Here is a 14,776-nt window from a genome sequence, read left to right on the forward strand (position 1 = left end):
CTACTGGAAGCGGCCCGGGCCGGGGGCGGCGCGGCACGGGCCGCTTCCAGTAGAGCCCACCACCGGCGCGTGGCGGCAGTCATCGAACCACCGAAGCCGGCGGCGCCCGGCGGGCCGCTTCTTGTACTTTCGTACAGAGACGGTGCCCTCTTAGGCCGCCGCGACCCGCACGGCCCCGTCGCGTCCGGCGCCGGAAACCGCACTCAGCCATCCGAGGAGACCGAGGCGCCCCATGCGACTGCGTACGCTGCTCGCCACGGAGACCCTCGGCCTGCGGCTGCTGCACGGCGAGGACCGCCTCGACCACGAGGTCCGGGCGGTCATGACGACCGACCTCCGGGACCCCTGCCGCTACCTCTCCGGCGGAGAGCTGGTGCTCACCGGACTCGCCTGGCGCCGCGCCCCCGGGGACTCCGAACCGTTCGTCGCCCGGCTGGCCGCCGCCCGGGTGACCGCACTGGCGGCGGGTGAGGCCGAGTCCGGCCCCGTACCCGCCGACCTGGTCGCCGCCTGCCGCACCCACGGGCTGCCGCTGTTCGCGGTGTCCGAGTCGGTCAGTTTCGCGTCGATCACCGACCATGTGACGCGGGGGACCTCCCCCGGGCGGGCCGGTGAACTGGCCGCCGTCATCGACCGGCACCGGCTGCTGATGGCCGACGGTCCGGCCGGGGCCGCCCCGGCCGCCGTCCTGGAGCTGCTCGCCTCCGGACTGGACGCCCCCGCATGGCTGCTCAGCCCGCTGGGCCGGGTCATCGCCGCCTCCCACCGCACACCGCTGCCGCCGGACGCCGTCCTCGGCTCGATCGCCGCCGCCGCTCGGCCGCCCGCCCCCGGCGGACGGAACGGCCCGGCACCGCGGCCCGTGACGGCCGGCGCCGCCCGCTACACGGTGACCGCCGTGGCCGCCGACGACGCGGCCGACGGAGGGCCCGGGCCGTGGCCGCTGCTGGTGGCCGGCGATGTCGGCGACCCGGGCGACACCGGCCCGCACGGCGGGGCCGCGAACACCCCCGACACCGGCCACCCGACGGAACGGGCGGCACTGCTGACCGGCGCCGCACGGCTGCTGGGCGCCGGGCGGCTGCGGGCGGAAGCCGCCCGTGCGCCGCGACGCCGAGCCGCGCGCGAGGTCGTGGAACTGCTGGGGTCCGCCGGCGGGACGGCCCGGGACCTCGCCGCACCGCTGCGCCACCTCACCCGGGCCGAGGGCGTCACGGGCGCCGACCCCGGGGGCCACCACTGGCAGGTGGTCAGCGCACGGTTGGAGCGCCTGGAGCCAAACGGTTCGCCGCCACCGGACGGCCCCGCCGCGTCCGTCCCGCTCCACGGGGCGGCGCCGCACCTCCGGGAGGCGGCGGTACTGCTGGAGGAGCTGCTGGCCTTCCGGGACGAGGGCCCGTGGGCCGCCGGCGTCGCCGAGTGGCGAGAGGGAGAGGCGGTCGCGCTGGTCCCGGTGCCACCGGGTGGCAGCGGCGCCGGACCGGCCACCGGGCCGGCACCGGCCGCGTTGAGGCCCACCACCGCGCTGACGCCGGGTGCCCTGCTGGACGGTGCCCGTGAGGCGCTGGGCGCCGTGCTCGGCGACCGGCGGCGGCTGACGGTCGGCCTGTCCGCCGTCGTGCCGGCCGCCGACCGGCTGCGTGGCGCGCTTGAGGAGGCGCGCCACGCCCGGCGTGCCGCGGCCGCCGGGACCGGCCCGGTGCGCGGCGCCGGCCCGGACGAGCTGTCCTCCCACGTGCTGCTGCTCCCCTTCGTCCCCGACGACGTGCGGCGGGCCTTCACCGCTCGGCTGCTGGACCCGCTCCACGGCTACGACCGGCGGCACCGGGCCGAGTTGGTGGGCACCCTGGAGGCGTTCCTCGCCGAGGACGCCTCCTGGACGCGGTGCGCCCGGCGGCTGCACGTCCATGTGAACACCCTCAGGTACCGGATCGGCCGCATCGAGGAGCTGACGGGGCGCGACCTGACCCGGCTGGAGGACAGGTTCGACTTCTTCCTCGCGCTGCGGATGCGCCCGGGCTGAGTACCGGCCCGCCCGGTCGCCGGCCCGCCCGGTCACCGGACGGCCCGTTCACCGGACGGCCGCGCGCCGCCCGTCCGTCGGCCCCGGTGCGGTTCAGCCTCCGGAGGCGGCCGGACGCTCCCCCGTACGGCCGCCGCGCACCCCGGCGGCGACGACCGTCACCGCAGCGCCGGCGACGCCCCAGGCCGCGAGGACCAGCGACGGCCCGGTGACGGCGTGCCCGTCGAAGTACGCGACGGAGCGCACCAGCCAGGTACCGGCGCCGGGGATCAGTGCCGGCCCGATCTCACGCCAGAACGTGGGCAGCAGCGGTCCCGGGTAGGCGCCCCCGGCGCTCGGGTTGCCGAGCACCACGACCAGCAGGATCGCCACGCCGATGCCGACCACGCCGAGCAGCCCCTGCAGGGCGAGCGTCGTCGCTCCCGTGGCGAAGACCACCAGCGCCCCCACCAGGGCCAGGGCGAGCACGCCGCCGGGCAGCGCGTCGAGTACCGGCCCGGCGATCACGGCACCGCCGAGACCGGCGACCAGCGCGTAGACGGCGAGCACCAGCAGGCGGATGACGGCGCGCGCGGTGTTGGCGGGGCGGGCTCCCCGGCTGATGGCGAGGACCGCGGCGCACAGATAGCCGCCCACGCACCAGCCGACGACCAGGTAGAACGCGGTCAGGCCGCGGCTGTCGCCGGCGGCGGCGGGCGCCACGTCCTCGACGTCGAGTTCGCGGTCCTGCTGCCGCGCGACCTGTTCGAACACCTCGGTGACCGCCTGGGCCAGGGCCGACCCGGCGCCCGAGGCGACCAGCAGGGTGTCGCCGGCGCCGGAGGGGTCGGCGATCAGCGCCCCGTCGATCTCCCGGCGGTCGATCAGCTCGCGGGCGGCCGCCTCGTCCCGCGCCTCGTGGCCGGGGTCGACGGGGCTGCCGGGCAGCGCGTCCAGCTGCCGCACCAGTTGCTCGTGGACCGGGTCGGGCGCGACGACCGCCACCGGCACGTCGCGGGGCGTGGGCTCGTGGAAGGCGCCCACGTAGGAGAGGATGAAGCCGAGCTGGAGCACGAGGACACCGGCCACCAGCAGCGCCGCCCGGAGGGTCACCGCCTCTCGCACCTCGTGCAGGAAGCCACCCCGGCGCGGAGCGTCGTCGTTGCCGCCGCCTCCCCCGCCGCCGCCTCCGTGTGCTGAGTACATCCGCCGCACCTCTTCCGCGTCGTGCCGTCCGGCCGCCCGGCCCTTGTGGCGGGGCCGGACGGTGTGCGCCACGGCCCCGTCGCGGGGCCGGCTCCCGGCGTGGACCGGGTACCGGGCACGTGGCGGCCGTGACACGGCGTCACTCCGTTCGCCGCCCGCGCCGTTCGGCGTGCGGGGACGGACCCGACCCAGCCAACCCGGCGCCGCGCCGCCGCGCACCCGCTGCTGAGCCGTTCGGGGCGGGTGCCGACGACCACGCCGGGCACCGGATTGTGAATCCGTTCACTCGCGCCTCTTGGCCCGGCGCCCGTGTTCATGCTGAGATGCAACGGCGACACCGTGTGACCAAGCACCATCGGCTCGAAGAAGCGCCTGGGGAGGGCACGTGGCGGATACCGCCATTCTGCGTACGGTCTGGCCCGAGGGGGGCGACCCGCTGACGCGGGCGGTCTGGCGGCTGCGTTCGCGCGGCTGCTGGGAGGAGGCCGCCGGACTGCTGGCGCCGCTCGTACCGCACCACCACGGCGCCGCGCTGCGCCAGGTGGAACTCCACGTGGAGCGGTGCCTGTTCACCTCGGAGGGATGGGACCGAGCGGAGGAGGCCCTGCGCGCCGCGGAGTCGCTGCCGCTGACCGACGCCGAGCGCGGGATCGCCGCCTGCGAGCGCGGCCATCTCGCCTACGCCTCCACCCACCTCGACGTCCGGGACCGCACCGACGAGGCGCGCTCGGCCCTGGGCCGGGCGGCGGCGCTGCTGGAGCCGTCCGGACCGGACCGGCCGCTGCTGGACTACCGCCGGGGACTGATGGCCCAGCACCTCACCGACAGCCCGCAGGACGCCGAGGCGTCCTACCGCCGCGCCCTCGCGGAGGCGACCGCACGCGGCGACAAGCTGCTGTGCGCCTCGGTGACCCGGCAGCTCGGCTCGCTGGCCGTCCTCGGCGGTGACCCGGGCCAGGCCCGGGAGCACTTCGCCGAGTCGCTGCGGCTGTGCGAGGAGATCGGCTATCTGGTCGGAGCGGCGCCGGCGCTGGCCGCGCTGGCCGAGGTGGAGCCCGAGGCCGAGGCGCACCGGCTGCGGGCCGAGGCGGCGCGGCTGGTACGGCTGCTGGGCGGGGTACCCCGCTGGCTGGCGCCCCGCCCACTGCCCGGTCAGGGGCGCGCCACCGCCGGCGCGGACGCCGCCGAGGCGGCGGCCGGTTCGCGCTGAGCCGGAAAGCGAACGACGAGGACGGGCCCGAGGGGCTGACGGGCCCGGGCCCGTCAGCCCCTCGGCTCTTCCGCTTCTCGGCTCCTCAGCTCCTCAGTTCCTCAGTTCTCAGTTCCTCAGCTCCGCAGGTGCGAGGCTCCGTTGAGGTCGAGCACCGCGCCGGAACTCCACTCGGCCTCCGGCGAGGCCAGGTGCAGCACGGCGGCGGCCACCTCCTCGGGGGTGCCGACCCGCCCGAACGGGCTCTGCCGCCGCAGCGCCTCACCCTCCGGGCCCGACACCTTGGCGGCCTGCCGCTCCGTCGCCACGAATCCCGGCGCGACCGATGTCACCGCGATCCGGTGCGGGGCCAGGGCGAGCGCCATCGACTGCCCGAAGGCGTGCAGCGCCGCCTTGCTCGCGCCGTAGGCGGGGAAGTCGGGCTCACCCCGGTGCGCCCCGCGCGAGCCGATGTTGACCACGCGGCCGGGCGCGCCCCGCTCGATGAGGTGACGGGCGACGCAGTAGGTGAGATCGGCCGCGCCCAGCAGATTGACGTCCGTCATCCGGCGCCAGGCCAGCCGCCAGTCGGCGTAGGAGGTCTCCTGGACCGGATGGCGGTTGCCGGGGGCGGGCGCGAGCGCCGCGTTGTTCACAAGGACGTCGACGCCGCCCAGTGCCCGGACCGCCGCCTCGACGATCGCCGGGGCGGCCTCCGGTTCGCCGAGGTCACCCGGGACCAGCGCGTGACCGTCGCCGGCCAGCAGCCGGAGCGTCTCCTCGGCGTCGGAGCGTCGCGTGGCGTAGTGGACGGCCACCCGGTCACCGCGCGCCGCGAACGCCCGGGCGACGCTGCGCCCGATCCCGCGCGAGGCGCCGGTGACCAGGACCCGCCGTACCTCCGGCATCTCGCCCGCCCCGTCGAGGCGGCCGGCGCCCTCCGTGCGGCTCATCGGGCGAAGACCTGGGAGGGGTCGCGGAACGCCTTGAACTCCAGCGCGTTCCCGGCGGGGTCGTGGAGGAACATCGTCCACTGCTCCGCGGCCTCTCCCTCGAACCGCCGGTAGGGCTCGATGACGAACGCCACCTCGGCGGCGCGCAGCCGCCCGGCGAGGTCGTGGAACGCCTCCGTCTCCAGCAGCAGGCCGAAGTGCGGCACGGGCACGGCGTGGCCGTCGACCTCGCTGTCCCCGGCCGAGACGGCACCGCCGGGCGCGAGGTGGGTGACCAGCTGGTGGCCCATCAGGTCCCAGTCCACCCAGTGGTCGCTGGAGCGGCCCTCCGTCAGTCCGAGGACGTCGCCGTAGAAGCGGCGCGCGGCGTCCAGGTCGTCGACCGGGACGGCCAGGTGGAACGCGGGGCGTGCGGGCATGTGGGGACCTCTCCTGCCGGGACCGGTCCCGCGATCCTGTGGCATCCGGCGCCCGGATGTCCACACGGGAGCCGCGACGGGGGCGGTGACGTGCGTCGAGAATCGTCCGCGGCAGGCGTGGGCCCTGTCACGGCTCTCGTCGCCTCCGCCCCCTGGGGCCGGCCCACACCTCGCCGCTGTCGCCCCGCGCCAGCGCCAGCACCCGCTCGCTCGCCCGCTGGCCGAGGATGATCACCGTCATCGCGGCTCGGCGGCCGGCTGTCAGGTCTGCCGTTCCAGCCACTCCCACAGCGCACGCTCACGGTCGGCGTCGTAGGACTCGGCGGATGAGCGCATGGTCCTGGTGCGGTGGATGTACGAGCCGGTCGGCGCGCTCACGCGGCCGAGGACGACATCGGCGAGCTTGCGGCCGGCGGCCGGCGGGGTGTCGACGAGCGGCGTGGCCCCGAAGACGGGCACGAGCCACCTCATCGCGAACTGGGCGGAGCCCCCCATCTCCCGGGCGAGTCCGGTACCCGTGACGAGGCTCGGGTTGTAGGCGAGGATGTCGGTCCCGCCGGGCAGGCGGCGAGCCCACTCGTGGACCAGGTGGATGGCGGCGAGCTTGCTCGTCGTGTAGGCGCGGCGTCCGCCGGAACGGACCCGGTGGGACCGGGGGTACGCACCGGGCCGGAAGAGCGACTCCGGGTCCTTCCACAGGGGCGCGGGCATGATGCCTCCGGTGTGCCGGAGATCGCCGAAGTGTGCGTCGCTGACGGTGACGACAACGCGCGCGGGCGCCCGCAGGTGAAGGTGGAGCCTCCTGAGCAGCAGGTGGGTCGCCAGGACGTTGACGGCGAAGGTCAGCTCGTACCCGTCCTCACTGCTGTGCAGGGCGTCGGAGAGGTGGACGCCGGCGTTGCAGAGGATCCCTCGCAGCGGCGGGAGTTCGCCCGCCTCCAGGAGGTCCTCCACCCGTGCGGCGGCGGTTCCGACAGACGCCTTTCCGGCGAGATCCGCGGGGACGGCGGTGACATGGGGCGAGATCTCCCGCAGCCGGGGCAGGGCGCGCAGCGCGGACGCCTCCCGCGCCAGCACCACCAGGTGGGTCTCCGGGCTGCGACGCAGGACCTCTCGTGCCGCTTCGAAACCGATTCCTCCGGTGGCGCCGGTCATGACAAGGGTTCTGTTCGCTTCGGGCATCGTTCACTCCTGGGATCGTGGAAAGCCGCACGCCGCGCCGGCCACGCGGCACGTCAGCGGCGGGACGGAGCTGCCGCCCCGGCCGGTGCGCCGCCGGTGACCTCGGCGCACGCGACGAATCTGCGGCACGGCGCGGCACGGGGGGAGACCGCGTCGAGCCTGGTACCGGCAGGGCCAGGCAGCACGCCGTGCACGGCACCCGGCAGACGGCACAATGAACGGGTGCTCAGCAGCGATCGAACGGACTTCGGCGACTACCTGCGCCGGCGGCGGGCGGCGATGGCCCCGCCTGAAGCTGTCAGCCGCCGGGCATCGCGGCGGCGGGTGCCGGGACTTCGGCGCCAGGAGCTGTCCGAGATCGCCGGGATCTCGGTGGAGTACTACACCCGCCTCGAACAGGGCAGGGCGGCGCGCCCGTCACGCGAGATCCTGCACGCGCTGGCGCGAGCCTTCGGACTCTCGGCCGCCGAACGCGACCATCTGTTCCGCCTCGGCGGCGAGCCGCCCCCGCAGATCGAGGCACCGGACGCCGTGATCCGCCCAGGGCTGACGCGCATGCTGCGCGGCCTGGACGACACGATGCCGGTCACCGTTCACGACGGCCGCCTCACCCTGCTGGCCTGCAACGCGGCCGCCGCCGAACTGCTCGGGCCGCTGGCAGGCGGCTCCGGCCGGTACGGACGCAACATCGCCTTCCAGGCCTTCACGGCACCGGCGCTGCCCGACCTGCTCGGCGAGGAGGGCGCGGAGCTGTTCGCCCGGGTCGCGGCTTCCGAACTCCGCACGGCACTCGGCCGGTACCCCGGCGACGGCTACCTCCACAGCCTGCTGGCCGAGCTCACGGCGGTCAGTGCGAGCTTCCGCGACCACTGGGAACGGTGCGAGGTCGGCGCGTGGCGGTCCGCCGTGAAGCACATGCACCATCCGCGGCGCGGGTGGTCACGCTTCGAGATCGAGATGCTCCACGACGCCGAGAGGGACCACTGGGTCATGCTCTACACCCCGCACGAGGTGACGTGACGGAACGCCGGGCGCTCCCGGCACGAGCGCGGTCCCGGCTCGCCGAACGGAACGAGCGCCCCGGACCGTTCGTCCGGACCGTTCGTCCGGACCGAGCCGGCGGAGACGGTGCCCGACAAGGTCGCCGACCACTGCCGACGCCTCTCCGGCCGGGACCGCTAGCAGCGGGTCAGATGGTCCCGCAGCAGGCGCTCGACAAGGGTGATCTCCCCCTCGGCGAGGGCGTCGAGCAGGGCGACGTGCTGGAGCGCGGCGGCCCGGAGCGTGGCCGGGGCTGGCACCGGGCGCCCCTCGGCCGGGGCCTGGGTGCGGCGGAGCAGGTCGGAGGCGACCTCGGCGAGCTGCCGGTTCCCGGTGAGGTCGAGCAGGCCCCGGTGGAAGGCGAGGTCGGCCTCGGCGTAGCCGGGACGGTCGCCACGGCTGGCGGCGTCGACCGAGACGTCGGCGAGGTCGCGCAGCGCGTCCCAGCCGGGGGTCTGGGCGAACCCGGGACGGCCCGCCGCCGGGTGGTCCGGGTGGTCGGTGGGCCAGCGGGCCCCGCGCGACGCGAGTGGCCCGGCGCGCCCGCCGCGCTGGCGCCGTACCAGGCCGAGGACGGCGGGAACTTCCAACGCGGCTCGTACTTCGGCCAGTTCGGCGAGGTCACGGCTGCTGAGCCCGGCGATCCGGAAGCCGCGGTTGGGGACGGCGGCGACGGCTCCCTCGCTGGCGAGCCGCTGCATCGCCTCGCGTACCGGGGTGGCGGAGACGCCGTAACGCTCGGCGAGCGCGCGGGCGGAGTAGACCTGGCCGGGAATCAGCTCCCCGGCGGCCAGGGCGCCGCGGAGTTCGGCGAGGATCTGGGCGCGCACGGAGTGCCGCGCGGGCATGGCGGGTGCGTTGGGCCGCTGTCCGGGGACCGCTGCCGCGGCTCCGGAGAGGCGGCCGCCCGGTGGGGTGCCGGGCTCCGTGTCCGATCGGGTGTGTTCCATCCGTGCCTGCCCGTCCCGTCTGCCCCGTGTTCCCGACCTGACCTGCAGCACTGTAGGCCCCTTGACCTGGTCAGCACAGCCCCTCGCCGCGAGGTAAGGTAAGGCTTACCTGGAAACGATCACGATGCGGTGGCTCCATGACGCTCCTCCCGGCCGCACCCGCCGGCCCCGTCGGTACGCCCGGCTCCCTGCCCTCCGGGGCCTTCTCTCCCCTGCTGCCCGCCTACGAGCGGGTCAATGATGTTCTCGGTCATCTGCGGATCGACATCGAGGAGACGCCGGGGGCAGGCCGCGCGGAGGGTGGCTGGATCACCGGCGCCGACCTGGTGAACGACACCGCCGCTCTCAACGAGTTCGTCACCCGCAGTCACGAGGAGACCACGGCTGCCTATGGTGGCCGCGTGCGGACGGACGTGGCGGCCGGATTCGCCCTCCACCGGTACGCGTGGCCGGTCACCGTCCTGTTCTCGATGCCGCACTTCCTGGTCCGCCGCGTGCCCCGGTTCGGCCCCGGCGAGGTGGCGCTGCACGGTGGGAGCGGCCGGATCGCGGTCCGCGTACGGGAGTTCGCCTGCCTCCCGGACGATCCGGCCGTGGACGCGCCGGGCGCGCGGCCCGTGCCGGACGAGGAGGCGCTGCGCGGCGAACTGCGCGCCGCCGTCGCCGACCACATGGGGCCGGTGCTGGAGGCGTTCGCCCCGTTGATGCGGCGCCGGGCGCGCGCCATGTGGGGCACCGCCACCGACGAACTGGCCGAAGGGCTCTGGTACCTGGGCAAGCTGCTGGACGAGGAGCGGCGCGCCCGGGAGGAGGCGGAACTGCTGCTTCCCGGGCGCACCGCCCCGTACTCCGGCGGTGCCGGATTCCGCGAGCTGTCCGGGCCGTGCGGTGAACGGCTGCCCACCCGGGACCGGGTCACCTGCTGCCTCTTCTACACGCTCCGCCCGGACGCGGCGTGCGTGACCTGCCCCCGTACCGCCGACTCCGAGCGGGTCGCCCGCGAGGGGCGCCCCCGGCCGGTCGAACGGACAGCCGACGCACCGGCGTGAATTCGGAACATAGCGCCCCCGGCCCCCGCTGACACCACTCGTTCGCGGGGGCTTTTCCCTGAGCGGGGTGGTTGCCTCCCGGCGTCCGCGAGGATTCTCCACGGATCGAAACGCTCGCGGGCGCACCGCGGCGGGGTGCGACGACGAGGGCCGGACGAGGGGCAGCTGTATGGCGCTGACCGATGTGGAGTTCAACTGGGTACTGGCGGCTGCCATCCTGCTGGGCGGGAGCCTGGCGGCCGTGGTGCTGCTGGCCCGCGGGCGGCAGCGTTCCGGCGCCGGGGCCGACGGCCCCGCCGAGGACTCCTGGGAGCGCATGGAGGAGCGGCGGCGCCGCAAGGAGCGCGTCTACGCGACCGCCTCCTACTCCCTGCTGTTCTGCTGCGCGGGAGTGGCCGCCGCGCTCTCCTTCCACGGCCTGGTCGGGTTCGGCCGCGAGAACCTGAACCTCACCGGCGGCTGGGAGTACCTGGTCCCGTTCGGGCTGGACGGCGCGGCGATGTTCTGCGCCGTGATCGCGGTGCGCGAGGCGAGCCACGGTGACGCGTCCATCGCCTCCAGGATGCTGGTGTGGCTGTTCGCCGGGGCCGCCGCCTGGTTCAACTGGGTGCACGCCCCGCGCGGCGAGATGCACGCCGGCGCACCGCACTTCTTCGCCGGCATGTCGCTGTCGGCCGCCATCCTGTTCGACCGGGCGCTGAAGCAGACACGGCGGGCGGCGCTGCGTGAGCAGGGCCTGGTTCCCCGTCCGCTGCCGCAGATCCGGTTCGTGCGCTGGATGCGGGCGCCCCGTGAGACGTTCGGCGCCTGGTCGCTGATGCTGCTGGAGGGTGTACGCACGCTCGACGAAGCGGTGGAGGAGGTCAGGGACGAACGGCGCGAGCGGGAGAACAAGCGGCGCCGCGAGAAGGAACAGCGGCGGCTGGAGCGGTCCCGGAACCGGGCGCTGCGCCGCCAGCACCGGATGTTCGGGCGCGCGCGTTCCCAGCGGATGGAGGTCGCCGTCGCCTCGACGAGCCAGGGGTCGGCACCTCCCGCGGCGGTCTCCGCCGCGTCGGCGGCCGGTGAGGGCGTCGCCCGGGAACCGGGCCAGCTGCCCGCCGCCCGTTCGGCACCCGGGCGGGCCGCCTCGGCCACCACCGCCGAACCGAAGGTGGCCGAGCGGAGCGCCCCGACGGGCGGCGGACGGCGCGAGCTGGACACGCTGGAAGCGAAACTGGCGCAGATCGAGAAGCAGTTCGACTGACGGGCCTTGTGTGGCCCGGCCGGTGCCGGGTCCGTTCCGCCGAGGCGGGACGGGCCCGGCACCGGCGCGTTCGCCCGCCGATCGGCCGGTGAGGACCGCCGCCCCGGTCGCCGGCCGGGTGGGAGCGGACGACCATGAGCGGAGGAGGTGTCCGATGAACAGCCACCACGACCGCCACGGCACCGCGGTGCTCACCCTGCCCTCCGACCGGGGCATCCGTATCACCCGGCGCTTCGACGCGCCGGCGGCCGCCCTGTTCCGGGCGTGGACCACTCCCGGCTCCGTGCGCCGCTGGTGGGGCTTCCCCTCGTCCTCGTGGCGGGTCTGCGAGATCGACGCCCGCGAGGGCGGCACCTGGCGGTACGTGACCCACGAGCAGGGCGGGAGCGGCGGGTTCGACGTCGCGTTCCCCCGCCGGGTCCGCGAGATCCGCCCGCCACACCTGCTGGTGACCACGGAGGTGTACGAGGGGATGCCCGACGCGGAGGCGGTCAACACCCTCCGCTTCGAGGAGGACGCCGGCGGGGTGACGACGCTGACGCTGGATGTGGCACATCAGGAGCCGGCGCACCGCGACGCCCAGATCGCCTCGGGCATGGAGAGCGGCATGCAGGTCTCCATGGACCGGCTGGAGGATCTGGTGACGGCGCCACCGGGCGGGGCGTGACCGCACCGCGCCGGTACGGCGGCGCCGGGTCCGTGGGCCGTCAGAGCAGCGCGCCCTCCAGCGTCAGCAGCAGGCGCTTGCGGTCCACGCCCCCCGCGTAGCCCGTGAGGGTGCCGTTGGCGCCGACGATCCGGTGACAGGGACGGACCACGCTGACCGGGTTGCGCCCGACGGCGCCGCCCACCGCACGCACGGCCTTCGGGGAGAGTCCCGCGCTCACCGCGAGCTGGCCGTAGGTGACGGTGGCGCCGTACGGCACCGCGTCGAGCGCGTCCCAGACCGCACGGCGGAACGCGGTGCCCTCCACCTCGTACCGCAGGTCGAACTCCTTGAGTTCCCCCGCGAAATAGGAGTCGAGCTGTTCGGCGGCTCCGGTGAACGCGCGGTCGTCGCGGCGCCAGTGCGGGCCGATCACCGGTTCGTGCTTCTGGCCGGCGAGGGTGAGGTGGGCCAGCACCTCCGGTCGCGGTCCGGCGAGCATGAGGTCGCCGACCGGGCTCGGGTGGACGGTGTACAGCATGGCGATGGCTCCTGGTGGGCGTGAGCGGGTCTGACGAGTCTGACGGGTCTGACGGCCGGGCGGCTGTGGCCGCTCTGGTCGGCGGGGTGGGCCGGGCCGGTTCACGGGGCCGCGCTCCCGGCGCGGGCGGGTCGCCCCGTGGGTTCGCGGTCCGTCGGGACCGGCGTGGCCGAGGCCGCCTGCCAGAGGTGGTGCAGGGCGTAGCTGCGCCAGGGCCGCCAGCCCTCGGCCGCTCCGGCACCGGCCCCGATACGGGCCAGCCCGTGGCGGACGCCCGCGTCCCCCGGCAGGAAGACGTCGGGATCGCCCAGGGCCCGCATCCGGATGTAGCCGGCGGTCCACGGGCCGATACCGCGCAGCGCGAGCAGCGCCCGCTCCGCCTCGGCGCGGTCGGCGCCGACATCCAGGACGACCGCGCCGCGTGCCAGCGCGGCACCGACGGTGCGGAGCGTGGCGCGGCGGCTCTCGGGCATGCCGAGCCGTTCCAGGGACGCCTCCGCCAGCGCCTCCGGCTCCGGGAACAGGGAGGTGAGGCTCCCGTCCGGCTCGGGCAGTGGCTCGCCGTGCGCCGCGACCAGCGTCGCGGCGAGGGAGCGGGCGGCGGCGACGGTCACCTGCTGGCCGAGGACCGCCCGGACTGCGAGTTCGTGCGCGTCGGCCGCTCCGGGCGAGCGGAGGCCGGGCCTGGTCAGGGCGAGGGGACCCAGGTGCGGGTCGGCGGCGAGCCGTTCGGTGACCGCGTGGGGATCGGCGTCCAGGTCGAACAGGCCCCGTACCCGGTGGACCGCGGCCGTCAGGTCGCGCGGGTCGGACAGCTTGAGCCGGGCGGGAAGCCAGCCGGGGCCGCCGGCCTCACCGACCTCCGCGACGCCGTGGCCGTGCGGCAGCCGCAGCGTGCGGCGGTAGCCGCGCTCGCCGCGTTCGCCGGTGATCTCCTCGACGCCGGGCACCGCGCGGCGGGCGAGGAAGTCGAAGACCTGGCCGGCGGCGTACGGCGGGCGGTGCGCCAGGCGCAGCGCGATCCCGCCGCCGCCGTCGGCGTGCGGGGCGGCCGGTCCGGCGGCGCGCAGTTCGCGGGGGGTGCGTGCGTACACCTGCCGGATGGTGTCGTTGAACTGCCGGATGCTGGCGAACCCGGCGGCGAAGGCCACGGAGGCGATGTCCATGGCGGTGGTCTGCAGCAGGGTGCGGGCGGCGTGCGCGCGCTGCGAGCGGGCCAGGGCGACGGGGCCGGCGCCGAGTTCGGCGGTCAGCTGGCGACGCACCTGGCGTTCGCTGTAGCCGAGGCGCCCGGCGAGGCCGGTGACGCCTTCGCGGTCGACGACGCCGTCCCCGATCATCCGCATGGCGCGCCCGACCGCGTCGGCCCGGGTGTTCCACTCGGCGGAGCCCGGGACGGCGTCGGGGCGGCAGCGGCGGCAGGCGCGGAACCCGGCCGCCTGTGCGGCGGCCGCCGAGGGGTGGAAGCGGACGTTGGCCCGCTTCGGGGTGGTGGCCGGGCAGCTCGGGCGGCAGTACACGCCAGTGCTGGTGACGCAGGTGAAGAACACCCCGTCGAACCGGGCGTCCCGGCCGCGCACCGCCTCGTACCTGGCGTCGTCCTCTGTCATACGGTCGAGTGTGGCGCATCCCGCCGGGCCGGGCTGGCGGAAAACGGACACGGCCCTGGCTCCGGACGGCGCTGCCCGGCGGCGGGCCGCGGGGCAGCGCCGTGGCTCAGTCGGCGGAGGCGAGCCGCGCCGGGAACCCACCGGTGGCGATCGGTCCCCAGTGCTCGGGGGTGATCCGGATCAGCGACTTGCCCTGCCGCACCATGGCCGCCCGGTACTCGTCCCAGTCGGGGTGCTCCCCGGAGATGCAGCGGAAGTACTCCACCAGCGGCTCGACCGCCTCGGGGATGTCCAGCACCTCGGCGGTGCCGTCGATCTGCACCCAGGGGCCGTTCCAGTCGTCGGAGAGCACGACGACGCTGGCGCGCGGGTCGCGGCGGGCGTTGCGGGTCTTGGCACGCTCGGGGTAGGTGGACATCACGATCCGGCCGTCGTCGTCGACGCCGCAGGTCAGCGGCGATCCCTGGGGGCCGCCGTCGGAGCGCCGGGTGAGCAGCAGGGCACGGTGCCGGGGGCGGACGAACTCCAGCAGTTCCGCGAGGCCGACCCGGGTGTTGGTGGCGATCGAAGGAGTCATGCCCCGACCTTAGGGCTTGTCCGCCTCAAGGCTGTGGAGCGGACGACGGCGGGGGCACCAGGCGCTGGAGAAGTCCGTAGCAGAATTCGGCGATCACGGGCCGGGGCGTGGCGCCGTCGGTGGGTGTCCGGCGCCACGCCCCGGCCCGTGATCGCCGAATTCTGC

General features: G+C 75.6%; 15 protein-coding genes. 6 read left to right on the forward strand and 9 right to left on the reverse strand.

Features of this window, described 5'->3' with window-relative positions:
- The first annotated feature begins 232 nt into the window (after positions 1 to 232).
- Positions 233 to 2,023: a PucR family transcriptional regulator ligand-binding domain-containing protein gene (locus E0D90_RS15815; RefSeq protein ID WP_130798886.1), complete on the forward strand. Its 1,791-nt coding sequence runs from the start codon at positions 233 to 235 to the stop codon at positions 2,021 to 2,023.
- A gap of 93 nt (positions 2,024 to 2,116) precedes the next feature.
- On the opposite strand, the gene E0D90_RS15820 is transcribed toward E0D90_RS15815, so the two are convergent.
- Positions 2,117 to 3,208 (reverse strand): ABC transporter permease, encoded by a 1,092-nt coding sequence (locus E0D90_RS15820; RefSeq protein WP_227870253.1) that lies wholly within the window; start codon positions 3,206 to 3,208, stop codon positions 2,117 to 2,119.
- Between the two features lie 385 nt (positions 3,209 to 3,593).
- Here E0D90_RS15820 and E0D90_RS15825 point away from each other — a divergent pair, with 385 nt between their 5' ends.
- Positions 3,594 to 4,418: a tetratricopeptide repeat protein gene (locus E0D90_RS15825; protein WP_130798888.1), complete on the forward strand. Its 825-nt coding sequence runs from the start codon at positions 3,594 to 3,596 to the stop codon at positions 4,416 to 4,418.
- A 116-nt stretch (positions 4,419 to 4,534) separates the two neighbouring features.
- On the opposite strand, the gene E0D90_RS15830 is transcribed toward E0D90_RS15825, so the two are convergent.
- From E0D90_RS15830 to E0D90_RS15840, 4 genes are all read right to left on the reverse strand, one after another.
- A complete protein-coding gene (locus E0D90_RS15830) occupies positions 4,535 to 5,305 on the reverse strand; it encodes an SDR family NAD(P)-dependent oxidoreductase (RefSeq protein ID WP_130798907.1) in 771 nt (256 codons plus the stop codon).
- 41 nt (positions 5,306 to 5,346) lie between these two features.
- Positions 5,347 to 5,769 (reverse strand): VOC family protein, encoded by a 423-nt coding sequence (locus E0D90_RS15835; RefSeq protein WP_130798890.1) that lies wholly within the window; start codon positions 5,767 to 5,769, stop codon positions 5,347 to 5,349.
- 127 nt (positions 5,770 to 5,896) lie between these two features.
- Complete coding sequence (locus tag E0D90_RS26605; RefSeq protein ID WP_157996871.1) at positions 5,897 to 6,052, reverse strand: hypothetical protein; 156 nt, start codon at positions 6,050 to 6,052, stop codon at positions 5,897 to 5,899.
- Positions 6,031 to 6,951, reverse strand: coding sequence for an SDR family NAD(P)-dependent oxidoreductase (locus tag E0D90_RS15840; protein WP_130798893.1), 921 nt, complete (start codon positions 6,949 to 6,951; stop codon positions 6,031 to 6,033). Before E0D90_RS15840 ends, E0D90_RS26605 begins: the two co-directional genes overlap by 22 nt.
- Before the next feature lie 222 nt (positions 6,952 to 7,173).
- Here E0D90_RS15840 and E0D90_RS15845 point away from each other — a divergent pair, with 222 nt between their 5' ends.
- Positions 7,174 to 7,971: a helix-turn-helix domain-containing protein gene (locus E0D90_RS15845; RefSeq protein WP_130798895.1), complete on the forward strand. Its 798-nt coding sequence runs from the start codon at positions 7,174 to 7,176 to the stop codon at positions 7,969 to 7,971.
- Positions 7,972 to 8,129: 158 nt separating this feature from the next.
- Here E0D90_RS15845 and E0D90_RS15850 read toward each other — a convergent pair whose 3' ends face one another.
- Positions 8,130 to 8,942: a GntR family transcriptional regulator gene (locus E0D90_RS15850; protein WP_130798897.1), complete on the reverse strand. Its 813-nt coding sequence runs from the start codon at positions 8,940 to 8,942 to the stop codon at positions 8,130 to 8,132.
- Positions 8,943 to 9,079: 137 nt separating this feature from the next.
- Here E0D90_RS15850 and E0D90_RS15855 point away from each other — a divergent pair, with 137 nt between their 5' ends.
- The 3 genes from E0D90_RS15855 to E0D90_RS15865 all read left to right on the forward strand — a co-directional run bounded on the left by E0D90_RS15855 (position 9,080) and on the right by E0D90_RS15865 (position 11,904).
- The gene (locus E0D90_RS15855; protein ID WP_130798899.1) at positions 9,080 to 9,991 is read left to right on the forward strand and encodes a (2Fe-2S)-binding protein; all 912 of its coding nucleotides are present in this window, start codon (positions 9,080 to 9,082) and stop codon (positions 9,989 to 9,991) included.
- Between the two features lie 169 nt (positions 9,992 to 10,160).
- Positions 10,161 to 11,237, forward strand: coding sequence for a DUF2637 domain-containing protein (locus E0D90_RS15860; RefSeq protein WP_130798901.1), 1,077 nt, complete (start codon positions 10,161 to 10,163; stop codon positions 11,235 to 11,237).
- A 154-nt stretch (positions 11,238 to 11,391) separates the two neighbouring features.
- Entirely contained in the window at positions 11,392 to 11,904 is a 513-nt protein-coding gene (locus E0D90_RS15865) for an SRPBCC family protein (RefSeq protein ID WP_130798903.1), read from the forward strand.
- 40 nt (positions 11,905 to 11,944) lie between these two features.
- Here E0D90_RS15865 and E0D90_RS15870 read toward each other — a convergent pair whose 3' ends face one another.
- From E0D90_RS15870 to E0D90_RS15880, 3 genes are all read right to left on the reverse strand, one after another.
- Entirely contained in the window at positions 11,945 to 12,424 is a 480-nt protein-coding gene (locus tag E0D90_RS15870; protein ID WP_103503239.1) for a methylated-DNA--[protein]-cysteine S-methyltransferase, read from the reverse strand.
- Between the two features lie 101 nt (positions 12,425 to 12,525).
- Positions 12,526 to 14,034 (reverse strand): AlkA N-terminal domain-containing protein, encoded by a 1,509-nt coding sequence (locus E0D90_RS15875; RefSeq protein WP_130798905.1) that lies wholly within the window; start codon positions 14,032 to 14,034, stop codon positions 12,526 to 12,528.
- Positions 14,035 to 14,140: 106 nt separating this feature from the next.
- Positions 14,141 to 14,611: a PPOX class F420-dependent oxidoreductase gene (locus E0D90_RS15880; protein WP_103503241.1), complete on the reverse strand. Its 471-nt coding sequence runs from the start codon at positions 14,609 to 14,611 to the stop codon at positions 14,141 to 14,143.
- Positions 14,612 to 14,776 lie beyond the last annotated feature (165 nt).

The sequence above is a fragment of the Streptomyces otsuchiensis genome (assembly GCF_004305975.1).
Taxonomy (GTDB): domain Bacteria; phylum Actinomycetota; class Actinomycetes; order Streptomycetales; family Streptomycetaceae; genus Streptomyces; species Streptomyces otsuchiensis.